This is a genomic window from Mycobacterium terramassiliense (assembly GCF_900157385.1).
Lineage (GTDB): Bacteria > Actinomycetota > Actinomycetes > Mycobacteriales > Mycobacteriaceae > Mycobacterium > Mycobacterium terramassiliense.
In genome coordinates this window covers 960656-986195 of sequence record NZ_LT717700.1, presented here as the reverse complement: position 1 = coordinate 986195, position 25540 = coordinate 960656, and the positions used below count along the sequence as shown (strand labels likewise).

Sequence of the window (25540 nt, the reverse complement as noted above, 5' to 3'; positions counted from 1 at the left end):
CCCCGATGCATCCCATGCATGCTAGCCGTTAAGGCTGTCCAAGTCGCATTTCAACGGTCGGCTCTGCGTCACATCCCGGTCACAAGACGCGCAACACGGCGCCCGCCGCCAGCCCCACCACCAGCAGCGCGCCGGCCTGGCGCACGTGCACCCAGGCCAGCGCGGCGTACCACAGCGGCCACACCGGAAACTGCGGCGGCGGCTCGTCGGGCCTTGGTCGGCGGAAATACGGCCACACCTTCGCCAGCCGGGGCAAGGCCAGCGCGACGACGAGCGCGGGCCAGGGCATCGCCCGCGCCGCGACGGCCACCGCCACCAGCACGTAGAAGCCGACCATCATTCCGAGCGTGACCGACCGGGCGCGCGCCTCGCCGAGCAGCACGGGCAGCGTCCGGATGCCCAGCGGTGCGTCGTAGGGGATCTTGTCGATGTGCTTGCCCATCAGCACCGTCGTGCACAACAGGCCGTAGGGCAGCGAGGCCAGCACCACGTCCCAGCCCACCCGGCCCACCGCGGAGTAGTAGGTGCCGCACACCATCAGCGGACCCCACACGACGAAGACGTCGGGTTCGCCGAGGCCGCGCTTCTTCAGCCGCAGCGGCGGCGCGGTATAGGCGACGCTGAGGGCGAAGCCGGCCAGCGCGAAGCCGGCCACGGGCCAGCCGCGTGCCCACGTCAGTGTGACGAGGATCGCCAGGTCGGCGAGGTTCACGAGCAGGATCGCCAGCCCCAGCGTGCGGCGGCTGACGAGCCCGGACAGCACCGGGTGGGGGGCGTACAGGGCGCGCGGGTAGGTGGCGCTGTCGGTGCCGACCCGGGTGTCGTAGAGGTCGTTCATCAGGTTGTTGGCGGTGTGCGCCAGCGTGATGCCGACCACGGCCAGCGCCAGCCAGCGCCAGTCCAGCCCGGGTTTGCCGACCGCTAGCAGGGCCGCGACCAGGCCGGAGACCAGGGTCATCGGCAGCACCGCCGCCCGGGTGACCACCAGCCAACGCGTGACGGCGTCGACCGGCCCGTCGGGGGGCGGGTTGGTGGTGCGCAGCGCGTAGGCCCACGACCGCAGCCGTGAGCCCACGCTCACGTCAGGCATCCGGGCACCACCTCATGGTTCTCGCGGCGGCACGATCGGCGAGGGATGCGGCTGCCCACGGAACTTCTCCAGTGACCCGCCGGCCTCGACGATCCCGCAGATCGCGCTCCAGCTCAGCATGGTCAGGTAGTCGATCAGCTCGTCGGCGCTCATTCGCGGGTCGGAGATCCAGGAGTGGGTGGCCAGCTGCACGCCGCCGACCATGATGTAGGACCACGTTTCCACCCCCCCGGTGTCCATCCCGGCCTCCTGCATGCGGCGGCGCAGCATCATCGCGAGCATGCGGGCGATGATTCGCTCCGAGTCCGCGATCACCTTGCTCTTGGTCGGCGAGCTGTTGGCCATCACGAAGCGATACGGCTCCGGTTCGTCCGCGACGGTTTCGACATAGACGCGGATGATCTCGCGGGTCAGGTCGAAGCCGTCCAGGTTGGAGGTCAGCGCGCCCGCCATGTTCGGGATCAGCGTCGACTGCGCGAACCGCATCAGCACCGCGGTCGTCAGGTCGTTCTTGTCGACGAAGTAGCGGTACAGCACCGTTTTGGACACGCCGATCTCGGCGGCGATTTCGTCCATGCTCAAAAAGCGGCCGTGCCGGCGGATCGCCACGATCGTGCCATCGACCAGCTCGTTGCGCCGCTCCACCTTGTGTTGGTGCCAGCGTCGCTTGCGGCCATCCGTCTTCACGGTCACAGCCGGGATCCGCTCTGCCACTCTCGCCGCTTCCCACTCATCAGACGCCCCCGATACTACGGCGTGCGGGGTCGGTTTTGCCGCATAGGCTGCGTAAGCGCGGGGGCCGCAAGCAGGGCAGTAACACTAACTGCGCGCGGCAATACATGATGGTGTGGTGGCACACAGAGCCTCAGACCCGGGCGAGGCGTCAGCCCCGCCGCCGGCGGCGCGACCGTCCCTGGCCGAATCGTTTGCCGGGGCCGATCCGGAGGCCGACTCCGAAAGGCGCGTGGCGCTGCGCCGGATGAAATTGGTCGCGCTCAGTTTCCTGGTGGGCGCCACCGGTTTGTTCCTCGCCTGTCGGTGGGCGCAGGCCCACGCCACCACGGCGGCCTGGGTCGGTTACGTCGGGGCGGCCGCGGAGGCCGGCATGGTGGGTGCGCTGGCCGACTGGTTCGCGGTCACCGCGCTGTTCAAGCACCCGCTGGGCATTCCGATCCCCCACACCGCGATCATCAAGCGCAAGAAGGACCAGCTCGGCGAGGGCCTGGGGACCTTCGTGCGGGAGAACTTCCTGTCGCCGCCGGTCGTCGAGACGAAGCTGCGGGACGCCCAGGTGCCCAGCCGGCTCGGCAAATGGCTCTCGGAGTCCGCGCACGCCGCGCGGGTGGCGAGCGAGACGGCGACGGTGCTGCGGGTGCTCGTGGAGCTGCTGCGTGACGAGGACGTCCAGCAGGTGATCGACCGGATGATCGTGCGCCGCCTCGCCGAACCGCAATGGGGTCCGCCGGTGGGCCGCGTGCTGTCGACCCTGCTGGCCGAGAACCGCCAGGAGGCCCTCATCCAGCTCCTGGCCGACCGGGCGTTCCAGTGGTCGCTGAACGCCGGAGAGGTCATCCAGCGGGTGGTCGAGCGGGACTCGCCGAGCTGGTCGCCCCGCTTCATCGACCATCTCGTCGGGGACCGAATCCACCGCGAGCTGATGGACTTCACCGACAAGGTCCGCCGCAACCCCGACCACGAGCTGCGCCGTTCGGCGACGCGCTTCCTGTTCGAGTTCGCCGACGACCTGCAGAACGACGCGGAGACCATCGCGCGCGCCGAGGCGGTCAAGGAACAGCTGATGGCGCGCGACGAGCTCGCCGACGCCGCGGCGACGGCGTGGCGCACGCTCAAACGGCTGGTGCTCGAGGGCGTCGACGACCCGTCGAGCACCCTGCGCACGCGCATCGCCGAAACGGTGGTCCGGATCGGGGAGTCGTTGCGGGACGACGCCGATCTGCGCGACAAGGTCGACAACTGGATCGTGCGGGCGGCCCAGCACCTGGTCTCTCAGTACGGGGTGGAGATCACCGCGATCATCACCGACACGATCGAGCGCTGGGACGCCGAGGAGGCCAGCCGGCGCATCGAGCTGCACGTGGGGCGCGACCTGCAATTCATTCGGATCAACGGCACCGTCGTGGGGTCCCTGGCGGGGCTGATCATCTACGCCGTCGCGCAGCTGCTTTTCTAGGGGTGCTAACAAGTGCTTGCAATAGCAAGCACTTGGCCGTACTCTGGGCGCGTAAGGATGAGGCCCAACCCAGGGAGTGCGCGATGCCGTCGGAGGAGAAGCTCTCCGCCAAGGTGACCACCGCGGCTTCCGACATCGGCAGCTTCATCCGGGACCTGCGGGAGAACGCGCAGGTCTCGGTGCGCCAACTCGCCGAGCGGTCGGGTGTCAGCAACCCTTACCTGAGCCAGGTGGAGCGCGGATTGCGGAAGCCGTCCGCCGACGTCCTGAGCCAGATCGCGAAGGCGTTGCGGGTTTCGGCCGAGGTGCTCTACGTGCGGGCCGGGATCCTCGAGCCCAGCGATAAAAGTCAGGTGCGCGACGCCATCATCACCGACACGTCGATCACCGAGCGTCAGAAGCAGATCCTGCTGGAGATCTACGCGTCGTTCACCCAGCAGAACGAATCGATTTTCGAGGAGTGTCCGAGCGAATCCGACAGCGACGAGTGATCGCCCGCTACGCCGGCCAGCCGCCGACTAAGGGCTTTCGTATCGCGCCCGTGGCCGCCTGACGTATATCTGCCGGGCCGCACGGTTACCCAGGGGAAGGGGTTTGATGACCGGACCTTGGGCGCCTGACCGCGATGCGAACTCGATCAGCCGACCCGATCAACCAGGAGGTTCCCCCGGCAAGTTGAGTGCCACGTCAATACGCGGGTCTTGACTAGTCCTCTCCGACCGAGGACGCCGACGCTTGCCCTTCCTTTACACATCAAAGCTCAATAGCAATCAGTAACCCCGATAACAAAACAAATCATGAAAGGAAACACCATGGCTGAAAACCCGAACGTCGAGGACCTGCGGGCCCCGTTGCTGGCGGCGCTGGGCGCCGCCGACCTGGCCCTGGCCACCGTCAACGACCTGATCGCCAGCATCCGTGAGCGTGCCGAGGAGACCCGCAGCGAGACCCGCAGCCGGGTCGAGGAGCGCCGCGCGCGCCTGTCGAAGCTTCAGGAGGACCTGCCCGAGCAGTTCACCGAGCTGCGCGAGCGGTTCACCTCCGACGAGCTGCGCAAGGCCGCCGAGGGCTACCTGGAGGCCGCCACCAGCCGGTACAACGAGCTGGTCGAGCGTGGCGAGTCCGCCCTGGAGCGGCTGCGCAGCCAGCGGCCCTTCGAGGACGCGTCGGCGCGCGCCGAGGGCTACGTGGACCAGGCCGTCGAGCTGACCCAGGAGGCGCTCGGCACCGTCGCATCGCAGACCCGCGCGGTCGGTGAGCGGGCGGCCAAGCTGGTCGGCATCGACCTGCCCAAGAAGGCCCCGGCCAAGAAGGCCCCGGCCAAGAAGGCGCCCGTGAAGAAGGCGGCGGCCAAGAAGGCCCCGGCCAAGAAGGCGTCCGCCAAGAAGGTCACCCAGAAGTAATCCGGCGCCGAGCTGATGCTCGGTGCACGACACTCGACTCCGAGTTGCCCCCCGGGGCGACTCGGAGTCGACGTTTCACGGGCCGCCCGCATACCCTTGATGGGTGACCCACGCCGTGACCATCGTCATGTTCGCCCTGCAGATCGCCGTCGCGCTGACGGCGGTGTACGCGTTTGTGCACGCGGCGCTGCAGCGACCCGACGCCTATACCGCCGCAGACAAGCTGACCAAGCCGGTGTGGTTGGTGATTCTCGGCTTGGCCGTGCTGCTGACATCGCTGCTGAGTTTCGTTTTCGGCGTGCTCGGGATGGCGATCGCCGCCTGCGCGGCCGGGGTCTACCTGGTCGACGTGCGGCCCAAACTGCTTGAGATACAGGGTAAGTCGCGCTAGCGGCATGAGAGCCCTGCTGGCCGCGCCGGCGGTGGTGGTCGCCCTGCTGACCCCGCTGCCGGTGGCGAGCCCCGCTCGGGCCGACGCCACCCCCGCGCCTCCTTTCATCGACCACACCCAGTGGGCGCACTGGCGGGGCCTGCCCAGCCTGCGTGTCTTTCCGACACCATCGGGCCGGATGGCCGCCGGGCGGCCCTTCGTCGCGGCGGACGCGGACGAGGCCTGGGCCGAGGTGCTCGCGCTGTCGCCGGACGCCGACACCGCCGGAATGCGCGCGCAGTTCGTGTGCCATTGGCAGTTCGCCGAGCTGGTGCAACCGGGCAAGACCAGCTGGAACCTGGAGCCCTGGCGCCCGGTGGTCGACGACGCGGACATGATGGCCACCGGATGCAACCCCGGCGGCCCCGAAGCAGCGTTCTGATGGCGGGGCAACCCACGCGGGCCCAGCTGGCGGCCCTGATCGACCACACCCTGCTCAAACCCGAGGCCACCCGCGCCGACGTGGCGGCGCTGGTCGCCGAGGCCGCCGAGCTGGGTGTGTACGCGGTGTGCGTCTCGCCGTCGATGGTGCCGGCCGCCCTCAAGGCGCTAGAGGCCGGCGCCGCGATGCCGGTGGCGGCCGTGGTGGGTTTCCCGTCGGGCAAGCACGTGTCGGAGGTCAAGGCGCACGAGGCCGCGCGGGCCGTGGCGTGCGGTGCCGGCGAGGTCGACATGGTCATCGACGTCGGCGCCGCGCTGGCCGGCGAGATCCTCGCCGTGCGTTCCGACATCGAGGCGGTGCGGGCCGCGGCACCCCGGGCCGTGCTCAAAGTCATCGTGGAGTCCGCGGTGCTGCTGGGCCGGGCCGGCGGGCGCACGCTCACCGACGTGTGCCTCGCCGCCGAGGACGCCGGTGCCGACTTCGTCAAAACCTCGACCGGGTTTCATCCCGCGGGCGGGGCGTCGGTTCAGGCCGTCGCCCTGATGGCCGAGGCCGTCGGCGGGCGGATGGGCGTCAAGGCCAGCGGCGGCATCCGCACCGCCGCCGACGCCCTTGCGATGGTGGACGCCGGCGCGACCCGGCTCGGACTATCGGGAAGCCGTGCCGTGCTCGACGGGCTCGGCGGGGACCGCTAGCACCCGTAGGGGCTCAGAGGTTGGCAAAGCAGGGGTCGTTGCTGTTGTCGTTCGGGATGCTGGCGTTCTGCGTCGAAAAGTGGCTTGTCACACCGGTATCGGTGACCTGCACGCTGTCGGCGTGGATGCCGAGCGGATAGTTCTTGGTGAACTGCGCGGTGAAGTCGTCCAGCGTCGACTGCACCGACTCCTTCGGCATGGTGAAGCCGAGCGCGTTGAAGCTGACGATCTGCAGTTGCAGCCCGGTGCCGGACACCACCGGCTTGGCCGTGATGTTGTCGAGCATGCCCTTCAACTCGATCGTGCCGTCGGCCGGGTGAGTGGTCACGCTGTTGGTGACGAAGGGACCCAGCACCGGGATCGCGTTCTGCACCGACTGCTTGATGCCATCACTGGTCCAGCTGATGGTGGCGTCCAGCGAGCCGATGGTGCCCTTCGAGTTGGCGCTCGACTGCAGCCGGACGTCGCGGATGTTGAGGTTGAGCTTCATGCCCTTGGCGTCGCGAATGTTGTTGCCGGCGGTCTGCACCGAGATGTTGGTGTAGTGCTTGGTCATCTGCTGCCACAGCATCAGCGGCGTCACGCCGAAGGAGGCGGTGGCCTGGTCCTTCACCTCGCACGCCACCGCCTGGGCCACCTTGGTGTCCGCCACGTGACGGACGTACAGCTCGCCCCCGACCAGTCCCGCGATGAGCAGCGCGAACACGATGATGCAGATCAACAGGATGGACAGCGGGTCGCGAAGGAAGCGTCGTTTTCTTTTCACCGGTGCCGGCTCTTCGTTCGGGGTGGCCAGCTTTTCCGTCGGTCCCGCGGGCGGGATGGGGCGTAGCCAGGACGCGGCGGGTTGGGGTTGGCGACACCCAACTGCTCGGTCTGGGCGCTCTGCTGACTGGGAGCCACGGGCGGCGGAGCCTGGGCCGGTCCGCCCGTGCTGATCCGCTCGGTGGGGCGCTCGGTCGGGGGCTGGCCGAATGGATGGTTGCCGGGACGGGCCCAGGTCGAAGGGCCCTCGTTTGGTGGTCCCTGGGGGCCTTGTGGGTTCGTCACCCAACCGATTCTGCCCTATCCATCCGAGCAAAGTCGGAGCGGTTTTGCAGCACCGCAATGGTTTCGCGGGCCTTGGCCACCTCGTCGACGTCGATGTCGGCCACGATGAGCTGCGGGTTTTCGCCGGCGGCGGCGACCACCCCGCCCAGCGGCGAGACCACCAGGCTGCCGCCGACGCCCGTCGGTGCGCCCGAAGCGGACCCCGACTTTGTCAGGGTCTCGCCGGGGTCAGCCTGGCCGACGGCCGCGACGTAGCTCATCGAATCCAGCGCCCGGGCCCGGGCCAGGAGCGTCCACTGCTCGAGCTTGCCCGGTCCCGAGCCCCAGGACGCGCAAACGACCATCAGCTGCGCACCGCGCGCGGCCAACTCGGTGTAGAGCGCCGGAAAGCGGATGTCGTAGCAAACGCTCAATCCCACCCGGACCCCGTCGATGTCGACCACCACCGGCTCGTGGCCGGGCGCGACGGTGCGCGACTCGGTGAAGCCGAAGGCGTCGTAGAGGTGGATCTTGTCGTAATGGGTGTCCGGCCGGTTGGGCGCGCCGGGGCCGGCCACGATGAGCGTGTTCGTCACCCGCCCGTCGCCGGCGGGGGTGAACATGCCGGCGATCACGGTGATCCCGGCCTCCGTCGCGATCCCGCGCACCCCGTCCGCCCAGGGCCCGTCGACCGGCTCGGCGACCGGTGCCAGCGGGACGCCGAAACGGCACATGGTCGCCTCCGGGAAGACCACCAGCGCGGCGCCCGCGTCGGCGGCCCCGCGCGTGTACTCGCGCACCAGCCGCAGGTTCGCGGCCGGATCGCTGCCGCTGAGGATCTGCGCCAAGGCGATTCGCATGGGCGCCAGCCTAGGCGTTGTTGGCGATCCACTCGGTGGTCAGGCGTTTTTCCCGGCTCACCAGCTCGTCCAGCTGGGCGCCGATGAGCCTCTCCACCTTGCCGCCGATGATGGGGACCCGCACCTGGACGGTGATCCGGGAAGTCAGCCGGGCGCCGCCGGAGCCGGCGATCGGCGACAGCTCTCCCGGGCCCGACACGTGGACCGGGGTGTCCAGGATCGTGACCACGATCGAGCCCGTGGCGGTGCCGTCGACGAGGGGCCCCCACGTCTCCTTGCGTCTGATGCAGATGTCGCCCCGGTGCAGCTGCTTGACGACGGCGTGCAGGTTGTGGCTGCGCACCACCTGCAGCGTGACCACCTCGACGGAGCCGTCCTGCCCGGACTCGCCGCCGACCCGCATCGACTCCAGCCGCGCTTCGTCGACCTCAATGTCGGCCAGCCTGGCCCGCCAGTACCCCTCCTCGTAGAAGGCGCGATGGACCTCTTCGACGCTCTCCTCGTAGTCGGCCGACAACTCGAATGAATGCGGCATAGCTGGCCAGGCTACCGTTACGGCCCATGAAATCGAGCGGTGCCGGTGCGCTGTTCGCCGGCGCGCGCGTCGATGAGGCGGCGCCGCTGGCACCGTTGACCACGTTGCGGCTCGGGCCCGTCGTGCGGCGCCTGATCACCTGCACCAGCACCGAACAGGTCGTTGCCGTGCTCCGGCAGCTGGACACCGAATCCGGCGGCGGGCCGGTGCTGGTGTTTGCCGGCGGCTCCAACCTCGTGGTCGGCGACGGGGTGGCCGACCTGACCGCGGTGCGCCTCGCCAACGCCGCCATCACCGTCGACGGCGACGTGGTCCGCGCCGAGGCGGGCGCCGTCTGGGACGACGTGGTGGTCACGGCCATCGAGCGCGGGTTGGGCGGGCTGGAATGCCTGTCCGGCATCCCCGGGTCGGCCGGGGCCACGCCGGTGCAGAACGTCGGGGCCTACGGGGCGGAGGTGTCCGACACCATCACCCGGGTTCGGGTGCTGGATCGCGACCGCGGCGAGGCGCGCTGGGTGCCGGCCGGCGAGCTGGGCTTCGGTTACCGCACCAGCGCCTTCAAGCGGGCCTCCCACGCGGGGCGCGAAATCCCTTGGGTGGTACTGGAAGTCGAGTTCGCGCTGGACCCCTCGGGCCGCAGCGCGCCGTTGCGCTACGGCGAGCTGACCGCCGCGCTGAACGCGACCAGCGGCGAGCGCGCCGAGCCGAAGGCCGTCCGCGAGGCGGTGCTGAGGCTGCGGCGCCGCAAGGGCATGGTGCTCGACGCTTCAGACCACGACACCTGGAGCGTGGGTTCGTTCTTCACCAACCCGGTGGTCTCCCCGGAGGCCTACGAGCGGCTGGCCGATGGTGTCCAGGGACCGGTTCCGCACTACCCGGCGCCGGACGGCGTCAAGCTGGCGGCGGGGTGGCTGGTGGAGCGGGCGGGCTTCGGCAAGGGGTATCCGGAGCCGGATCCGGGCGGCCCCGAAGCGCCGTGCCGGCTGTCGACCAAGCACGCGCTCGCGCTGACCAACCGCGGAGGCGCCACCGCCGGGGACGTAATCGCGCTGGCCCGGGCGGTACGTGACGGAGTCCGCGCTGTGTTTGGTATCACACTGGAGCCGGAGCCTGTCCTGGTCGGTTGCAGGCTGTAGCCGCAAATCGCGTGAATCCGGGCGCCGGGCCCGAATTGTCATGGCGGGGTGGGGGTCTTCTCTCACGGTATCTTTAATTGTCGTGAGCACATCCAGTTCCCCTCCGCCGGTCAACCGGCGCTTGGCCCTGGCGGCCCTGGGACTCGGCGTGTTTGCCCCCAGCGTATTGGCCGCCTGCGCCGGCACCGCGGCCAACAAACAGGCCGAGAAGAAGGAGCCGCCGGCGCCGCAGCTGAAGTTCGCGCCGGCCCTGGATACCCCGGCCGCCGCCGATGTGGTGCCGATCGCCCCGATCAGCGTCCAGGTGACCGACGGCTGGTTCCAGAAGGTGACGTTGACTAACTCGTCGGGCAAGGTGGTCGCCGGTGCCTTCAATCAGGACCGCACCGTCTACACCACCACCGAGCCGCTGGGCTACGACTCCACCTACACGTGGAGCGGCTCGGCCGTCGGCCACAACGGCAAGGCGGTCCCGGTGAGCGGCAAGTTCACCACCGTGTCGCCGAGCAAGAAGATCAGTGGGGCGTTCCAGCTGGCCGACGGCCAGACCGTCGGCGTGGCCGCGCCGATCATCATCCAGTTCGATTCCCCGATCAGCGACAAGGCGTCGGTGGAGAAGGCGCTCACCGTCACCACCGACCCGCCCGTCGAGGGCAGCTGGGCCTGGCTGCCCGACGAGGCGCAGGGTGCGCGCGTGCACTACCGCACCCGCGAGTACTACCCGGCCGGTACCACCGTGAACGTCGACGCCAAGCTCTACGGGCGGCCGTTCGGCGACGGCGCCTTCGGTGCCGACGACATCTCGTTGCACATCCAGATCGGTCGCCGGCAGGTGGTGAAGGCCGAGGTCACCTCGCACCGCATCCAGGTCGTCACCGACGCCGGCGTCATCATGGACTTCCCCTGCAGCTACGGGGAGGCCGACAAGGCGCGCAACGTCACCCGCAACGGCGTCCACGTGGTCACCGAAAAGTACGCCGACTTCTACATGTCCAACCCGGCAGCCGGCTACACCAACGCCCACGAGCGCTGGGCGGTGCGGATCTCGAACAACGGGGAGTTCATCCACGCCAACCCGGCCAGCTCCGGCGCGCAGGGCAACAGCAACGTCACCAACGGCTGCATCAACCTGTCGACGTCCGACGCCGAGCAGTACTACCGCACCGCGATCTACGGCGACCCGGTCGAGGTCACCGGGAGCTCGATCCAGCTGTCCTACTCCGACGGCGACATCTGGGACTGGGCCGTCGACTGGGACACCTGGGTGGCGATGTCGGCGCTGCCGCCTCCGACGGCGCACCCGCCGGCCACCCAGATTCCGGTCACCGCGCCGGTCACCCCGTCGAACGCGCCCACGCTGTCGGGCACGCCCACCACCACCACCACGACGACGACATCGCCTAGCCCCGGCGGTTGAACCGCGTCGCGCTGGCCTGGTCGCGCGGCTTGATGACGATCAGGTCCAGGTCCACGTGGGACGGCCGCGAGGCGACGAACCCGATCACCTCGGCGACGTCTGCCGCCACCAACGGCGTGAGCCCGCTGTAGACGGCGTCCGCGCGCCGTTGGTCGCCGTCGAAACGCACCAGCGAAAACTCGGTTTCGACCGCCCCCGGCGCAATCTCGGTGAGCCGCACGGGTTTTCCCAGTAGCTCACCGCGCAGCGTGCGGTGCAGCGCGCCCTGCGCGTGCTTGGCCGCGGTGTAGCCGGCGCCGCCGTCGTAGGTCTCCATGGCCGCGACCGAGGTGACCGTGACGATGAGGCCGTCACCGGAATCGATCAGCTTGGGCAGCAGTGCCCGGGTGACCCGCAGCGTGCCCAGCACGTTGGTCTCCCACATCCATTGCCAGTGCCCGAGGTCGGCGTCGGCGACGGATTCCAGCCCCCAGGCGCCACCGGCGTTGTTGACCAATACATCGACCCGGCTCAATTCGGCGGCCAGCGCGTCCACCGCACCGTCGTCTGTGACGTCGGCCACAATTGCGGTGCCGCCGATCTCGTCGGCCAGCGCCGTGAGCCGGTCCGCTCGGCGGGCCACCGCGACCACGTGGAACCCCTGCGCCGCAAGGGTTTTCGCGGTCGCTTCACCGATGCCCGAACTGGCACCGGTAACCACCGCGACCCGTTGATGCCCCCGAGCTGCATTCACACGGAACAACTCTAGTGAACGTGCTAAATTCTCGGGGTGCTCCTTGGCGCCCTGATCAACAACACCGCCGCGTGTCTGTGCGCGGCGGGTGCGTGTTGTTGCCGCGCACTTTGCCGCTCCTGACTTTCAGGTGTGGCCGAAGCCGGCCATCAGGAACTCGCACAAAAGGACACCCATGCGCACTACCCTTACCCGTAGCCACCATTCCCTTAGCCGCAAAGGCCACCCGCGGATGCACCGCCAGATCCTGCCGCCGGCCTTACATATCTCGGACTCGGCGGCGGCGTCCGTCTTCCGGGCCGTCCGGCTGCGCGGCCCCGTGGGCCGCGACGTCATCGCGGCCGTCACCTCCCTGAGCATCGCCACGGTGAACCGCCAGGTCATCGCCCTGCTGGACGCGGGCCTGCTGCGGGAACGCGCTGACCTGGCCGTTTCCGGGGCCATCGGGCGCCCGCGGGTGCCGGTGGAGATCAACCACGAACCGTTCGTGACGCTGGGCATCCACGTCGGCGCGCGCACCACCAGCATCGTGGCCACCGACCTGTTCGGCCGCACGCTGGACACCGTCGAGACCCCGACGCCGCTGTCGCCCGCCGGGCCGGCGCTGGCGTCGCTGGCCGAGAGCGCCTCGAAGTACCTGCAACGCTGGCACCGGCGCCGCCCGCTTTGGGTCGGGGTGGCGATCGGCGGCACCGTCGACGGCGCCACCGGCCTCGTCGACCCCCCCCGCCTCGGGTGGCGGCAGGCGCCCGTCGGCCCCGTGCTGGCCGACGCGCTGGGCCTGCCGTTGTCGGTGGCCTCGCACGTCGACGCGATGGCGGGCGCCGAGCTGCTGCTCGGCCTGCGGCGGTTCGCGCCGAGTTCGCCGACGAGCCTGTACGTCTACGCCCGCGAGACCGTGGGCTATGCGCTGGTGATCGGCGGGCGGGTGCACTGCCCCACGAGCGGGCCGGGCACCATCGCGGCGCTGCCCGCCCACTCCGAGCTGCTCGGCGGCACCGGCCAGCTGGAGTCCACCGTCAGCGACGAGGCGGTGCTGGCCGCCGCGCGGCGCCTGAAGATCCTGCCCGACGTCCCACCGGCGACCCGCATCGCCGGGGCCACCACCGCGATGACCGACCTGCTGCGGCTGGCGCGGTCGGGCAATCAGCCGGCGAAGGACCTGCTGGCCGAGCGGGCCCGGGTGCTCGGCGAGGCGGTCGCGTTGCTGCGCGACATGCTCAACCCCGACGAGCTGGTGGTCGGCGGCCAGGCTTTCACCGAGTACCCCGAGGCGATGGGCCAGGTGGAGGAGGCGTTCGCCGGCCGCTCGGTGCTGCCCCCGCGCGATATCCGCGTCACCGCGTTCGGCAACCGGGTCCAGGAGGCCGGGGCCGGGACGGTGTCGCTGGGCGGCCTGTACGCGGACCCGCTGGCCGCGATGCGGCGGGCCGGGGCGCTGCAGTCCCGGCTGCGGGAGGTCGCCGCCGACGAGTCGTCCGCTTAGCGCGAACGGCGTCCTTCGGCCGGGTCGCGGCCCGTCCTGTAAAGATGAAGGAGTGCGGCACGACGACGTCCTCCGGCGCAGCGACCCGCGCCGGGTTGCGGTCCTGGCGGTGCACACCTCGCCTTTGGCCCAGCCGGGAACCGGCGACGCCGGGGGCATGAACGTCTACGTGCTGCAAACGGCGTTGCACCTGGCGCGGCGTGGCATCGAGGTGGAGATCTTCACCCGGGCCACCGCGTCGGCGGATCCGCCGGTGGCTCACGTGGCGCCGGGCGTGCTGGTCCGCAACGTGGTGGCGGGGCCCTTCGAGGGCCTGGACAAATACGACCTGCCGACGCAGCTGTGCGCGTTCGCGGCCGCGGTGCTGCGCGCCGAGGCGTCACACGAACCGGGGCACTACGACATCGTGCATTCCCACTACTGGTTGTCCGGGCAGGTCGGCTGGCTGGCCCGGGACCGCTGGGCGGTGCCGTTGGTGCACACCGCCCACACGCTCGCGGCGGTGAAAAACGCGGCCCTGGCCGACGGGGACGCGCCCGAGCCGCCGCTGCGCACCGTGGGGGAGCAGCAGGTCGTCGACGAGGCGGACCGGCTGATCGTCAACACCGATGACGAAGCCAGGCAACTGATTTCGATCCACCACGCCGATCCTGGGCGGATCGATGTGGTCCACCCCGGGGTGGACCTGGACGTGTTCCGCCCGGGCGATCGCCGGGCGGCCCGGGCCGCGCTGGGGCTGCCGCTGGACGGCGACCTGGTGGCCTTCGTCGGGCGGATCCAGCCGCTGAAGGCCCCCGACATCGTGCTGCGCGCGGCGGCCAAACTCCCCGGGCTGCGGGTCGTGGTGGCCGGCGGCCCGTCGGGCAGCGGCCTGGCCTCGCCGGACGGATTGGTCAGGCTGGCCGACGATCTCGGCATCGCCGACCGGGTGACGTTCCTGCCGCCGCAGTCCCGCCCGGACCTGGCCACCCTGTTTCAGGCGGCCAATCTTGTTGCGGTGCCCAGTTATTCGGAGTCTTTCGGGCTCGTCGCCATCGAGGCGCAGGCCTGCGGCACCCCCGTGGTGGCCGCGTCGGTCGGCGGTCTGCCGGTGGCGGTGCGCGACGGGATCTCCGGCACCCTGGTGGCCGGGCATGACGTCGGCGACTGGGCCGATGCCCTGGATCGGCTGCTGCGGCTCGACGCGGCGCGGGCCGACGCGATGAGCCGCGCGGCCGCCGCGCACGCGGCCACCTTCTCCTGGGACAACACCACCGACGCGCTGCTGGCCAGCTATCGGCGCGCGATCGGCGACTTCACCGCCCTGCGGCAGCGCCGGTACGGCGCGAAACCGGACCGCGCCGCGATGCGCAAGCCGCGCCGCTGGACCACCCGTCGCGGGGTGGGCGCGTGAATGCGACCGTGCAGGCCGTGATCGAGCACACGCTGCGGGCCAGCGGGCTGACCTATTCGGAATTCCCCGGGGCCCACGGCGGGCTGCCGGGCCTCGTGGTGGAACTGCCCGGTGAGCGCAAGCTCAAGACCAACACCATCCTGACCATCGGCGAGCATTCGGTGCGCGTGGAGGCGTTCGTGTGCCGCAAGCCCGACGAGAACCACGAGGGCGTCTACCGGTTTTTGCTCAGGCGCAATCGCCGGCTGTACGGGGTGGCGTACACGCTGGACAACGTCGGCGACATCTACCTGGTGGGCCGCATGTCGCTGGCGTCGGTCGACGCCGACGAGATCGACCGGGTGCTCGGGCAGGTGCTCGAGGCGGTGGACTCCGACTTTAATACCTTGCTGGAGTTGGGTTTTCGTTCGTCGATCCAGAAAGAGTGGGAGTGGCGGGTGTCTCGCGGGGAGTCGCTGAAGAACCTGCAGGCGTTCGCCCACCTGATCGACGAAGACGACGAATAAGCTAGCCGACATGGAAGACACGGCCACGCTGGTGCTGCTGCGCCACGGCGAGAGCGAATGGAACGCAAGCAACCAGTTCACCGGGTGGGTGGACGTCGACTTGACCGAGAGGGGCCGGGCCGAGGCGGTGCGCAGCGGCGAGCTGCTCACCGAACACGCCCTGTTGCCCGACGTGCTCTACACCTCGTTGCTGCGGCGGGCGATCACCACCGCGCACCTGGCGCTGGACACCGCCGACCGGCTGTGGATCCCGGTGCGGCGCAGCTGGAGGCTCAACGAACGCCACTACGGCGCCCTGCAGGGTCTCAACAAGGCCGAAACCAAGCAGCGCTACGGCGAGGAACAGTTCATGGCTTGGCGGCGCAGCTACGACACGCCGCCCCCGCCGATCGAGCGCGGCAGCGAATTCAGCCAGGACACCGACCCTCGCTACGCCAACATCGGCGGTGGCCCGCTGACCGAATGCCTGGCCGATGTGGTGGTGCGTTTCCTGCCGTACTTCACCGACGTCATCGTCCCGGACCTGCGGGCCGGCAAGGCGGTGCTGATCGTCGCGCACGGCAACTCGCTGCGGGCCCTGGTCAAGTACCTGGACGGGATGTCCGACGACGAGGTCGTGGGGCTCAACATCCCGACCGGCGTCCCGCTGCGCTACGACCTTGATGCCGACCTGCGGCCGGTGCTGCCGGGCGGTACCTACCTCGACCCGGAGGCGGCCGCGGCGGGCGCCGCAGCGGTTGCCGGCCAGGGAAGGGCCTGACCGGGTTCGCAGGCCCGGACGCGGGTTTAAAGGCCTGTTCGCCAAACATCGAGTGAACGGGAGCGGAACACCTGTTGCGTAAGGTGTGACTTGTCCGATTTTGGCCTCGCTCCGCTAGGGCAGCGTTCACCAGATTTGTAGGATTTTGTATGTGACTGTGTTCTCGGCGCTGTTGCTGGCCGGGGTCTTGGCAGTGCTGGCGCTGGCCGCAGGGGTTGCGGTCGGGGCCCGGCTGGCGCCGCGGGCGGTCGAACGCCGCCAGCAATCCTCCACCGAATGGACGGGGATCACCGTCGCGCAGATGCTGCAGCGCATCGTGGCGCTGATGCCGCTGGGGGCCGCGGTGGTGGACTCCCACCGCGACGTCGTCTACCTCAACGAGCGGGCCAAGGAATTGGGCCTGGTGCGCGATCGCCAGCTCGACAACCAGGCCTGGCAGGCCGCGCAGCAGGCGCTCACCGGCGTCGACGTCGAGTTCGATCTGCGGCCGCCGAAGCGCGGACCGGGGCGCTCCGGGCTGTCGGTGCACGGGCAGGCGCGCCTGCTCAGCGAAGAGGACCGCCGGTTCGCGGTGGTCTTCGTCCACGACCAGTCCGACTACGCCCGGATGGAGGCGACCCGGCGCGATTTCGTGGCCAACGTCAGCCACGAGCTCAAGACCCCGGTGGGGGCCATGGCCCTGCTGGCCGAGGCGCTGCTGGCCTCGGCCGATGATTCCGAAACCGTCCGCCGCTTCGCCGAAAAGGTTCTCGTCGAGGCCAACCGGCTGGGGGACATGGTCGCCGAGCTGATCGAGCTGTCCCGGCTGCAGGGTGCCGATCCGTTGCCCAACGTGACCGAGGTCGAGGTGGACACCGTTGTGTCCGAGGCGATTGCGCGCCACAAGGTGGCGGCCGACAACGCCGACATCGAGGTCCGCACCGACGCGCCCAGCGGCCTGCGGGTGCTGGGCGACGAAACGCTGCTGGTGACCGCGCTGGCCAACCTGGTGTCCAACGCGATCGCCTATTCGCCTCCGGGATCGCCGGTTTCGATCAGCCGCCGCCGCCGGGGTGACAACATCGAGATCGCCGTGACCGACCGCGGCATCGGCATTCCCCTGGAAGACCAGGAGCGGGTCTTCGAGCGATTCTTCCGCGGCGACAAGGCGCGTTCGCGGGCCACCGGCGGCAGCGGGTTGGGCCTGGCCATCGTCAAACACGTTGCGGCCAACCACAACGGCAGCATCGGCGTGTGGAGCAAGCCGGGCACCGGGTCGACGTTCACCCTGTCCATTCCGGCCTACAAGGACGAGGAACCCGAGCAACCGCTGGGCCGTGAGGTGCGGCCCAACAGGTCACAACGAGAGGAAGAACTAAGTAGATGACCCGCGCTTACGACGATGCAGAGCATCGCGATGAGGAGGAGTTGCGCGCATGACCAGTGTCTTGATCGTGGAGGACGAGGAGTCGCTGGCCGATCCGCTGGCATTCCTGTTGCGCAAGGAAGGCTTTGAGGCCACGGTGATGACCGACGGCCCCGCGGCGCTTGCCGAGTTCGATCGCGCCGGCGCGGACATCGTGCTACTCGACCTGATGCTGCCTGGCATGTCGGGCACCGACGTGTGCAAGCAGTTGCGCGCCCGCTCCAGCGTGCCGGTGATCATGGTGACCGCGCGCGACAGCGAAATCGACAAGGTTGTCGGCCTCGAGCTGGGCGCGGACGACTATGTCACGAAGCCCTATTCGGCGCGCGAGTTGATCGCGCGCATCCGCGCGGTGCTGCGCCGGGGCGGCGACGACGACTCCGAGATCAGCGACGGCGTGCTGGAGTCCGGGCCGGTCCGGATGGACGTCGAACGCCACGTCGTCTCGGTCAACGGCGACACGATCACGTTGCCGCTCAAGGAATTCGACCTGCTCGAATACCTGATGCGCAACAGCGGGCGGGTGCTGACCCGCGGGCAGCTGATCGACCGGGTCTGGGGTGCCGATTACGTCGGTGACACCAAGACGCTCGACGTTCACGTCAAGCGGCTGCGGTCCAAGATCGAGGCGGACCCGGCCAACCCGGTGCACCTGGTGACGGTGCGGGGATTGGGCTACAAGCTCGAGGGCTAAGAGTTCGTATCGAAGACGGTCCGCTCGTCGTCGGTGTCGCTCAACGTGATACGCCGGCGCATGTCCGCCGTCATCGGCGGCAGCCGGTCGAGGTCGAACCACCCCGCCGCGGTGCACTCGTCGTCGGCCGCGAAGGGCTCGCCCGAGAGCCACTGCATGCGGAACACATGATCCAGATACTGGGCTTGGTCGCCGTTGGCGTGTACGGCCGGGCGGGTCACGTGCACCCACGCCAGGCGAGTGGCCCGCGCGCAGACTCCGGTTTCTTCGCTCACTTCGCGGGCCGCACAATCCGCCGGGTTCTCCCCAGGCTCGACGATCCCTGTCACCGCCGTCCAGGCGCCGTTATCCGCGCGCCTGACCAGCAATACTTTTCGGTCGCGGATCGTGACCGCCGTGACGCCGGGCAGCCATAACGGCGCGGTGCCAACGGCGCGACGAAGCTCAACGATGAAGTCGGGGATCGGCACGCATCGAGTGTGAATCGCGGGCGTTGAGTGTGCACTGAGGGTCACCCCCACCGGCGTGTCGCGGCGGGGATTCACACTCAACGCCCGGGATTCACACTCAACTCGCGCGGGCGCCGACGATCTCGTCGGCCACGCCGAGCGCCATGGCCATGATCGACAACTGCGGGTTCACCTCCGGGCAGCTGGGCAGGATCGACGCGTCGGCGACCCATACGCCGTCGGCGCCGCGCAGCCGCCCGGTTTCGTCGACGGGACAAAGCTGCTCGTCGGCGCCGGCGGCCGCGGTGCCCGAGGGGTGGAAGGCGGCCAGGTGCAGGCTTCTCGCGTCGCTTCGGCTCAGCGCGTCCCGCAGCGCGGGCTGTGACGTCACCGTCGTCGCGTCGGGTAAACCGGTGAGCACCTCGACGGCGCCGGCGGCGAACAGCAGCCGGCCCATGGCCTCGATCGCGACCCGCAGCTTGGCGACGTCGGCTCGCGCGATGTTGTACCGCACCAGCGTCTCGCCGCGGACCGAGGACACCGAGCCGACGCCGCGGTCGGCCACCATGGCGCCGAACGTCGCGACCCGGTGCGCGCGGTCGAGCCACCCGAGCAGCTCGGCGCCGTAGCCGGGCAAGACCATCGACCCCATCCCCGGCGGCGTGGAGGTCGCTTCGATCAGCACGCCGTCCGACTCGTGGAACTCGTGCACGGCCGCGCTTTGCAGCACGCCGTGCCAGGCGACCACGTCGTCGTCGAACCGACCGGCCAGCATCGTCGCCGGGTGCAGCGCGAGGTTTCGGCCGAGGCGCGGGTGCGCGCCAAAACCGCTGCGCCGCAACAGCCCCGGCGTCTCGGTGGCGCCGGCGGCGACGACGACCGTGTCCGCAAGGACGTCGAGCGCGGTGCCGTCGGGCCGGCGGGCGCGCACCCCGCGAGCGCGCCCTTGCCGGTGCAGCACGCGCTCGACGCGGGCCTCTGAGATGATCCGCGCCCCCGCCGCGCACGCCTGCGGCAACGCGTTGAGGTGCACGCCGAACTTGGCGTTGCGCGGGCAGCCGATCGCGCACTGGCAGCAACCCCCGCAGCCCGGCGCGTTGCGCGGGATGGGCGCCGCCCGCCAGCCCAGCGTCGCCGCGGCGTCGAGCAGCAGCCGCCCGTTGCGCCCCATGATCTCCAGCGGGACCGGCGCCACCCGCAGGGTGCGTTCGACGTCGTCGAGGCGCTCGTTCAGTCGATCCGGATCGGCCAGCCGAAGGCCGAAGTCGTCACGCCAGCGCCGCATCACCGCGGGCGGCGGCCGGTAGCAAGTGCCGGAGTTCACCACGGTGGTGCCTCCGACCGCTCGACCGATGGGCAGCACCACCGACGGGCGCCCCAGCGCAACGGTGGCCCCGGCCCCGCGGTACAACCCGGCGTAGCGGTCGATCGGGTGGGTGCTGCGGAATTCCCCGACCGTCCAGCGCCGGCCCTCCTCGATCACGACGACGTCCAGGCCGGCCCGCGCCAGCGTGCGCGCCACCATGGCCCCGCCGGCGCCGGACCCCACGACGACCGCGTCGGCGGTGACGACCGAGCCGCACTCCGCCGATGCCGTGATGGTCAGGGGTGCATCCGGGCGCGCCGTGTCCTGTTGTTGCGCACGCGAAAGCAGTTCCGGCGCATAGGCGTCGGCCCCGTTCGCCAGCAACACGATCGCCTTCACGGCTTCGACGGCCGCGGCGGCGTCGGGGCCGAGCGCGGCGACCCGCCGCAGCACCCGCTCCCGCCCGCCGGGGTCGAGCCGCGGCAGTGACCGGCCGGTCGTGAGGTAGCTCGCCGCGGCCACCGAGAGCAACCCGGCCCGCATCGCCACCCGCGACGTCGGGGGCAGCCGCTTCAGGTAGCGGTCGACGCGGGCGGCGAGCTGGGCCGGCGCCGGGCCGCCGCACTCCTCGGGCAGCAGCGCGGCGCCGAACGACGCGGCGAGACGGCTCATCCGCGGCGTCCGAGCCGGCGTCCCAGTTTGATGAAGAACGGATAGGTCGCGAGGATTGCGCCCGCCGCGGCGTGCAGCCGCGGGCCCGCCGCCACGGTGTCGACACCGAAAACGCCGCTGTTCCACATGAAGTCGCGCCCATTGGCGGCGCGGAAGGGCCGCCACAGCACGCCGAGGCCGGGCACGTTGTTGTAGAGCCCGAACGAACCGCCGAAGAAGACACCGAGCGTGGCGGCCTCGGCGAGGTCCCGCCGGTCCGCGGGCACCCGGCGCTCGATCAGCACTCCGGCGGCGAACAGCAGCGGTGGGTCGAGGACGAAGCTCACGACAGGATCCTTTCGTTGATGTCGGGTGCGTCGGCGCCGCGCAGACCGACCTCGGCGTGCCCGGTTCCCAGCACCGACCAGTGCCGGTCGTCGATGTCGACGTGGACGTCGGCCTGTTCGGTGTTGGTGCACACCGCGCGGCCGCCGTCGGGGTCGGTGTATCCGAGGCTCACGCACCGCTCCGGTGGCTGGTCGACCCGGATGAGCACCCGGCGACCGCCGATGCCGCCCTCCAGCTGCCAGTGCCGCAGGCCCAGCGTCGTTTTCATCCGCAGCGACGGGAAAGGGCTTGCGGGCCAATCCTTCCCGTCGATGCGGAACCGCACGAACGCCATCGGCGCCAGCCGGCGCAGGCCCGGCCTATTGGAGACCGCCGCAACGACTTCCATGACATCGCCGTCGCCGAGGTCGGCGCGGACCCATGCCCAGCGCTTGGCGTTGCCGTGCCCGTAGATGTGAGCGACCCCGCCGCGCCAGCCGTCGATGCGAACCGCGCCATCCGCGACGCTCAGCGAGCCGGCGAAATCGGCGGTGGGCGCGATGACCACCTGGGCGCCCGGCAGCAGCTCGCGCTCCCACGCCGCCCGGGGGAACGTCCACAGCGGCCTGCCGGCGTCCTTCCAGGACAGGTCCCACGCCAACGATCCGGCGCGCCCGGCCAGCTTTTCCGGCGCCGCCCGCACCCCCGCCGCATCGAACCAGGCGGATCCCGACGCCGGGCCGGTGGGCTCGGGGCCGAACCGCTCGGTGCGGGGCGGGCCGTCGGGCGCGAACCACGTCGCCCAGCCGTGCGCGTAGGGGGAGTCGGCGGCGTGCTCGGGGGCCACCGTCTCGCAGTGGATCCACAGCCCGGCGCGGGTCAGCGGATCCGACAGGGTGGCGTACCAGACCTCCAGGCGGCCGGCCTTCCCGCGCCAGCGCGGGGCGGAGGCCGATCGCAGCTCGTCGTCCATGTGCTCCTCCGGTTGGACACGGCTGCGCGATGGCCGCGCCGTGCCCGATCGGTCCACTATATTGGTTGAGCCAATGAACCAGTCAAGTGCGTTGCAGCCGCCGGACCGCCAACGGGTCGACGAACAGATCGCCGCGTCGATCGCCGACGCCATCCTCGACGGCGCCTTTCCGCCCGGGTCGACGCTGCCGCCCGAGCGGGAGTTGGCCGAGCATCTCGGTGTCAACCGCACGTCGCTGCGCCAAGGGCTGGCCCGCCTGCAGCAGATGGGCCTCATCGAGGCCCGCCATGGCAGCGGCAACGTGGTGCGCGACCCCGAGGCGCTCACGCATCCCGCCGTCGTCGAGGCGCTGGTGCGCAAGCTCGGCCCCGACTTCCTGGCCGAACTGCTGGAGATCCGGGCGGCGCTGGGCCCCTTGATCGGCCGGCTGGCGGCCCTGCGCAGCACGCCCGAGGACGCCGAGTCGTTGCGCGCGGCGCTGGCGGCGGTGGGCGAGGCCGACGGCTCGGCGGCACGCCAGGCCGCCGACCTCGCCTACTTCCGGGTGCTCATTCACGGCACCCGCAACCGCGCGCTGGGGTTGCTGTATCGCTGGGTCGAGCACGCGTTCGGCGGGCGGGAGCACGAACTCACCGGGGCCTACGACGACGCCGCGCCGGTGGTGGCCGACCTGCGGGCGATCACCGACGCCGTGCTGGCGCGCGACGCGGAGGCGGCCGCCGCCGCTGTCGAGGACTACCTCAACGCCAGCGCCTTGCGGATGGTGTTGTCCTACAAGAAAACCCAAGCCGGCTGAACGCTACTCGGCAACCCGGGTGGCCGGGTGCACGGCGATGAGCCCTAACTTGCTGCGCCGCTTGCACATTGCCGCCAGCTCCGCGTAGGCCTTGGCGCCGAGCAATTCGGTCAGCTCGTCGGCCATGCTCTCCCAGACCTGCTTGGCGCCGACGTGCGCGGCCGGATCGCCGGTGCAATACCAGTGCAGGTCCGCGCCGCCGGAACCCCAGCCGCGGCGATCGAATTCGGTGACCCAGGTCTTGAGTATCTCGGTGCCGTCGGGCCGGGTCACCCACTCCTGGCTGCGCCGGATCGGCAGCTGCCAGCAGACATCGGGTTTCATGGTCAGCGGCGGTACGCCCAGCTGGAGGGCCTTGGTGTGCAACGCACACCCGATGCCGCCGGCAAAGCCGGGCCGGTTGAGGAAGATGCAGGCGTCCTTGTGCTTGCGTGTGCGGTATTGCGGTTGGCCGTCATGCTCGTCGAGCTCCAGGTAACCCTTGCGGCCCAAGCCTTTATCCCGGAACTGCCAGTCCTCGTCGGTCAACGTCTTGACCGCGTCGTCGAGCCGAGCGCGGTCGTCGTCGTCGGACAGAAACGCGCCGTGCGAGCAGCACCCGTCGTCCGGGCGGCCCTCGACCGTGCCGCGGCAGGCCGGAGTGCCGAAGACGCAGGTCCAGCGTGAGAGCAGCCAGGTCAGGTCGGCCGCGATCAGGTGCTCGGGGTTGTCCGGGTCGTAGAACTCCACCCACTCGCGGGCGAAGTCCAACTCGACCTCCTGACCCGGTTCCGGGTGTGAATCCGCCACGTCGCCAACGTTAGACCACGATTTCGCTTGCCCGGCACTTTGACGCGAGAGGACTCCGGCTCGCGTCGACTGCCGGCCTTTCCCCCTCGCCGCTGCGCGGCGCGCATCGTCACCCGGCTAGGTTGTTTCCTGTGCGGTTAGGCGTGCTCGACGTGGGTAGCAACACGGTCCACCTGTTGGTGGTCGATGCCCACCGCGGTGGGCACCCGACGCCGATGAGTTCGACGAAGGCCACACTGCGGCTCTCCGAGTCGATCGACAGCTCCGGGAAAATCACCAAGCGCGGCGCCGACAAGTTGGTGTCGACGATCAACGAGTTCGCCAAGATCGCGGACAGCTCCGGGTGCAAGGAGCTGATGGCCTTCGCCACCTCGGCGGTCCGCGACGCCGAGAACTCCGACGACGTGTTGTCCCGGGTGCGCAAAGAGGCCGGCGTCGAACTGCAGGTGCTGACCGGGGTCGACGAGTCGCGGCTGACCTTCCTCGCGGTGCGCCGGTGGTACGGGTGGAGTGCCGGGCGCATCATCAACCTCGACATCGGCGGCGGCTCGCTGGAATTGTCCAGCGGCGTCGACGAGGAGCCCGAGGTCGCGTTGTCGTTGCCGCTGGGTGCGGGGCGGCTGACCCGCGAATGGCTGCCGGACGACCCGCCCGGGCGGCGCCGGGTGGCGATGCTGCGCGACTGGCTGGACGCCGAGCTGGCGGAATCGGCCGTGGCGGTCCTGGAAGCCGGCGCCCCCGACCTCGCGGTCGCCACGTCGAAGACGTTCCGGTCGCTGGCACGGCTCACCGGTGCCGCGCCCTCGGCGGCGGGACCCCGGGTCAAGAGGACGCTGACCGAAAACGGGCTCAGGCAACTCATAGCTTTCATCTCTAGGATGACCACCGCTGACCGGGCCGAACTGGAAGGAGTGAGCGCCGAGCGGGCACCGCAGATCGTGGCGGGTGCCCTGGTGGCCGAGGCAAGCATGCGAGCGCTGTCGATCGAAGCCGTGGATATCTGCCCGTGGGCGTTACGGGAAGGTCTCATCTTGCGCAAACTCGACAGCGAAGCCGATGGAACGGCGCTCTTCGGGAGCTCGGTGCGCGATGCTGGAGGTCAGAAAGCTGATCGGAACGCGAACCGATCGAGAGGCGACAAATCATGACCGGACCACACTCCGAGACCGAGAGCCCCGGCACCCGGCCGATCTCGGTGGCCGAACTGCTGGCCAGGAACGGAACGATCGGCGCCCCGGCGGTCACCCGGCGGCGGCGCCGTCGGCGTGGCGACAGCGACGCGGTCACGGTCGCCGAGCTCACCGGTGAGATTCCGGTCATCCGCGACGACGACCACGGCATCACCGAAACGGCGGCCCACGGGACGGTGCAGGCCGCCGAGCCGGCCCCCGAGGAGGCCCGCGAGGACCGGCCCACGTCCGCGTACTGGGCCGAGCCCGAGCCGCGCTGGCCCACGTCACCGCCCCAACCCCAGCGTTTGTCCGGCCCGGAGCGCAGCGCCTACCCAAGGCCCCTGCCGCACGCCGGCGCCCCCGCCGACGCCGCCCAGCCCGGCGCCGAGGACATGAGCCCCGACCCGCTGGACCACTACGCCGACATCCCGGTCGACGTGACGGACTCCGAGGTGCGCGAAGCCGAACCCGCGTCCGAGGACTCCGCCTTCGTGCGCTCCTTCCTGCACTCGGATTCCACGCTGTTCGGCGGGCAGACGCTCGCCGACGAGGTGGCCCGGCGGCGCGGCGCGGCGCCGTCGGCGGATGAGGAAAAAATCGACGACGACCACCTCGGCGTCGCGGCCGAGCGCGCCGGCGAGGTGCCGCACGAGGCCCCCGGCCGGCTCGGGGCGCTGTGGCGCGGCTGCCTGATCGTGTTCCAGTCGATCCTGGCGGTCGCGTTCGGGGCCGGGCTGTTCGTCGCGTTCGACGAGCTGTGGCGCTGGAACAGCATCGTGGCACTGGTGCTCTCGGTGCTGGTCATCCTCGGCTTGGTGGTGGGGGTGCGCGTGGTGCGCAAAACCGAGGACATCGCCAGCACGCTGATCGCCGTCGCGGTGGGCGCGTTGATCACCCTGGGGCCGCTGGCCCTGTCGTTACAGTCGGGCTAG

General features: G+C 70.3%; 26 protein-coding genes and 2 pseudogenes. 17 read left to right on the top strand and 11 right to left on the bottom strand.

Going from position 1 to position 25540, the window contains the following annotated elements; all coding sequences use genetic code 11:
* Nucleotides 1-79 precede the first annotated feature (79 nt).
* Both MTAB308_RS12875 and MTAB308_RS12870 read right to left on the bottom strand, forming a co-directional pair.
* The gene (locus MTAB308_RS12875; RefSeq protein WP_077099760.1) at nt 80-1090 is read right to left on the bottom strand and encodes a prenyltransferase; all 1011 of its coding nucleotides are present in this window, start codon (nt 1088-1090) and stop codon (nt 80-82) included.
* A gap of 12 nt (nt 1091-1102) precedes the next feature.
* Nucleotides 1103-1804 (bottom strand): TetR/AcrR family transcriptional regulator, encoded by a 702-nt coding sequence (locus MTAB308_RS12870; protein ID WP_077099759.1) that lies wholly within the window; start codon nt 1802-1804, stop codon nt 1103-1105.
* A 133-nt stretch (nt 1805-1937) separates the two neighbouring features.
* On the opposite strand from MTAB308_RS12870, the gene MTAB308_RS12865 reads away from it, so the two are divergent.
* The 6 genes and pseudogenes from MTAB308_RS12865 (at nt 1938) to deoC (ending at nt 6191) form a co-directional block, all read left to right on the top strand.
* Nucleotides 1938-3281, top strand: a complete 1344-nt coding sequence (locus tag MTAB308_RS12865) for a DUF445 domain-containing protein (protein ID WP_077099758.1) — start codon at nt 1938-1940, stop codon at nt 3279-3281.
* An 83-nt stretch (nt 3282-3364) separates the two neighbouring features.
* Nucleotides 3365-3803 (top strand): annotated as a pseudogene (locus MTAB308_RS12860) (helix-turn-helix domain-containing protein).
* Nucleotides 3804-4093: 290 nt separating this feature from the next.
* The gene (gene hbhA / locus MTAB308_RS12855) at nt 4094-4684 is read left to right on the top strand and encodes a heparin-binding hemagglutinin HbhA (RefSeq protein WP_077100166.1); all 591 of its coding nucleotides are present in this window, start codon (nt 4094-4096) and stop codon (nt 4682-4684) included.
* Nucleotides 4685-4811: 127 nt separating this feature from the next.
* Complete coding sequence (locus MTAB308_RS12850; protein ID WP_082958525.1) at nt 4812-5075, top strand: DUF2516 family protein; 264 nt, start codon at nt 4812-4814, stop codon at nt 5073-5075.
* 4 nt (nt 5076-5079) lie between these two features.
* Nucleotides 5080-5496 (top strand): DUF2599 domain-containing protein, encoded by a 417-nt coding sequence (locus tag MTAB308_RS12845; protein WP_077099756.1) that lies wholly within the window; start codon nt 5080-5082, stop codon nt 5494-5496.
* Nucleotides 5496-6191 carry a deoxyribose-phosphate aldolase gene (deoC, locus tag MTAB308_RS12840; protein WP_077099755.1) on the top strand — a complete coding sequence of 232 codons (696 nt, stop codon included), beginning with the start codon at nt 5496-5498 and terminating at the stop codon, nt 6189-6191. Before MTAB308_RS12845 ends, deoC begins: the two co-directional genes overlap by 1 nt.
* 13 nt (nt 6192-6204) lie before the next feature.
* On the opposite strand, the pseudogene MTAB308_RS12835 reads toward deoC, so the two are convergent.
* The 3 genes and pseudogenes from MTAB308_RS12835 to MTAB308_RS12825 all read right to left on the bottom strand — a co-directional run bounded on the left by MTAB308_RS12835 (nt 6205) and on the right by MTAB308_RS12825 (nt 8615).
* A pseudogene (locus tag MTAB308_RS12835) lies at nt 6205-7241 on the bottom strand (LmeA family phospholipid-binding protein).
* Nucleotides 7238-8080, bottom strand: a complete 843-nt coding sequence (locus tag MTAB308_RS12830; RefSeq protein WP_077099754.1) for a carbon-nitrogen hydrolase family protein — start codon at nt 8078-8080, stop codon at nt 7238-7240. The pseudogene MTAB308_RS12835 and the gene MTAB308_RS12830 overlap by 4 nt, the downstream one beginning before the upstream one ends.
* A gap of 10 nt (nt 8081-8090) precedes the next feature.
* Nucleotides 8091-8615: a DUF2505 domain-containing protein gene (locus MTAB308_RS12825; RefSeq protein WP_077099753.1), complete on the bottom strand. Its 525-nt coding sequence runs from the start codon at nt 8613-8615 to the stop codon at nt 8091-8093.
* A gap of 26 nt (nt 8616-8641) precedes the next feature.
* Here MTAB308_RS12825 and MTAB308_RS12820 point away from each other — a divergent pair, with 26 nt between their 5' ends.
* Together MTAB308_RS12820 and MTAB308_RS12815 are read left to right on the top strand one after the other, a co-directional pair.
* Nucleotides 8642-9751 (top strand): UDP-N-acetylmuramate dehydrogenase, encoded by a 1110-nt coding sequence (locus MTAB308_RS12820; RefSeq protein ID WP_077099752.1) that lies wholly within the window; start codon nt 8642-8644, stop codon nt 9749-9751.
* A gap of 40 nt (nt 9752-9791) precedes the next feature.
* Entirely contained in the window at nt 9792-11168 is a 1377-nt protein-coding gene (locus MTAB308_RS12815; protein ID WP_077099751.1) for a L,D-transpeptidase, read from the top strand.
* Here the strand turns inward: MTAB308_RS12815 and MTAB308_RS12810 are convergent.
* On the bottom strand, nt 11152-11901 hold the full coding sequence (locus MTAB308_RS12810; RefSeq protein ID WP_077099750.1) for an SDR family NAD(P)-dependent oxidoreductase: 750 nt from the start codon (nt 11899-11901) through the stop codon (nt 11152-11154). The genes MTAB308_RS12815 and MTAB308_RS12810 overlap by 17 nt on opposite strands.
* A 175-nt stretch (nt 11902-12076) precedes the next feature.
* On the opposite strand from MTAB308_RS12810, the gene MTAB308_RS12805 reads away from it, so the two are divergent.
* The 6 genes from MTAB308_RS12805 (at nt 12077) to regX (ending at nt 18145) form a co-directional block, all read left to right on the top strand.
* On the top strand, nt 12077-13387 hold the full coding sequence (locus tag MTAB308_RS12805) for an ROK family transcriptional regulator (RefSeq protein WP_077099749.1): 1311 nt from the start codon (nt 12077-12079) through the stop codon (nt 13385-13387).
* 52 nt (nt 13388-13439) lie between these two features.
* Nucleotides 13440-14780, top strand: coding sequence for a D-inositol-3-phosphate glycosyltransferase (mshA, locus tag MTAB308_RS12800; protein WP_077099748.1), 1341 nt, complete (start codon nt 13440-13442; stop codon nt 14778-14780).
* Nucleotides 14777-15286: a type III secretion system chaperone family protein gene (locus MTAB308_RS12795; protein ID WP_077099747.1), complete on the top strand. Its 510-nt coding sequence runs from the start codon at nt 14777-14779 to the stop codon at nt 15284-15286. The genes mshA and MTAB308_RS12795 overlap by 4 nt, the downstream gene beginning before the upstream one ends.
* A gap of 10 nt (nt 15287-15296) precedes the next feature.
* Nucleotides 15297-16046 carry a phosphoglyceromutase gene (locus MTAB308_RS12790; RefSeq protein ID WP_077099746.1) on the top strand — a complete coding sequence of 250 codons (750 nt, stop codon included), beginning with the start codon at nt 15297-15299 and terminating at the stop codon, nt 16044-16046.
* Between the two features lie 151 nt (nt 16047-16197).
* Nucleotides 16198-17412 carry a sensor histidine kinase gene (locus tag MTAB308_RS12785; RefSeq protein WP_096866241.1) on the top strand — a complete coding sequence of 405 codons (1215 nt, stop codon included), beginning with the start codon at nt 16198-16200 and terminating at the stop codon, nt 17410-17412.
* 49 nt (nt 17413-17461) lie between these two features.
* On the top strand, nt 17462-18145 hold the full coding sequence (gene regX / locus MTAB308_RS12780) for a two-component sensory transduction protein RegX (RefSeq protein WP_066917713.1): 684 nt from the start codon (nt 17462-17464) through the stop codon (nt 18143-18145).
* On the opposite strand, the gene MTAB308_RS12775 is transcribed toward regX, so the two are convergent.
* The 4 genes from MTAB308_RS12775 to MTAB308_RS12760 form a co-directional block, all read right to left on the bottom strand.
* Nucleotides 18142-18615, bottom strand: coding sequence for an NUDIX hydrolase (locus tag MTAB308_RS12775; RefSeq protein ID WP_077099745.1), 474 nt, complete (start codon nt 18613-18615; stop codon nt 18142-18144). The two genes, regX and MTAB308_RS12775, sit on opposite strands and share 4 nt — an antisense overlap.
* A 97-nt stretch (nt 18616-18712) precedes the next feature.
* Nucleotides 18713-20572 (bottom strand): GMC family oxidoreductase, encoded by a 1860-nt coding sequence (locus MTAB308_RS12770; RefSeq protein WP_077099744.1) that lies wholly within the window; start codon nt 20570-20572, stop codon nt 18713-18715.
* Complete coding sequence (locus tag MTAB308_RS12765; protein WP_077099743.1) at nt 20569-20898, bottom strand: hypothetical protein; 330 nt, start codon at nt 20896-20898, stop codon at nt 20569-20571. The genes MTAB308_RS12770 and MTAB308_RS12765 overlap by 4 nt, the downstream gene beginning before the upstream one ends.
* The gene (locus tag MTAB308_RS12760) at nt 20895-21851 is read right to left on the bottom strand and encodes a hypothetical protein (RefSeq protein WP_077099742.1); all 957 of its coding nucleotides are present in this window, start codon (nt 21849-21851) and stop codon (nt 20895-20897) included. Before MTAB308_RS12760 ends, MTAB308_RS12765 begins: the two co-directional genes overlap by 4 nt.
* A 73-nt stretch (nt 21852-21924) precedes the next feature.
* Here MTAB308_RS12760 and MTAB308_RS12755 point away from each other — a divergent pair, with 73 nt between their 5' ends.
* A complete protein-coding gene (locus MTAB308_RS12755) occupies nt 21925-22647 on the top strand; it encodes a FadR/GntR family transcriptional regulator (protein ID WP_077099741.1) in 723 nt (240 codons plus the stop codon).
* A gap of 3 nt (nt 22648-22650) precedes the next feature.
* Here MTAB308_RS12755 and MTAB308_RS12750 read toward each other — a convergent pair whose 3' ends face one another.
* On the bottom strand, nt 22651-23436 hold the full coding sequence (locus MTAB308_RS12750) for a DUF3109 family protein (protein ID WP_077099740.1): 786 nt from the start codon (nt 23434-23436) through the stop codon (nt 22651-22653).
* A gap of 131 nt (nt 23437-23567) precedes the next feature.
* Between MTAB308_RS12750 and MTAB308_RS12745 the strand changes: the two genes are divergently transcribed.
* The gene (locus tag MTAB308_RS12745; protein ID WP_077099739.1) at nt 23568-24584 is read left to right on the top strand and encodes a Ppx/GppA family phosphatase; all 1017 of its coding nucleotides are present in this window, start codon (nt 23568-23570) and stop codon (nt 24582-24584) included.
* Nucleotides 24581-25540 carry a hypothetical protein gene (locus MTAB308_RS12740; protein ID WP_077099738.1) on the top strand — a complete coding sequence of 320 codons (960 nt, stop codon included), beginning with the start codon at nt 24581-24583 and terminating at the stop codon, nt 25538-25540. The genes MTAB308_RS12745 and MTAB308_RS12740 overlap by 4 nt, the downstream gene beginning before the upstream one ends.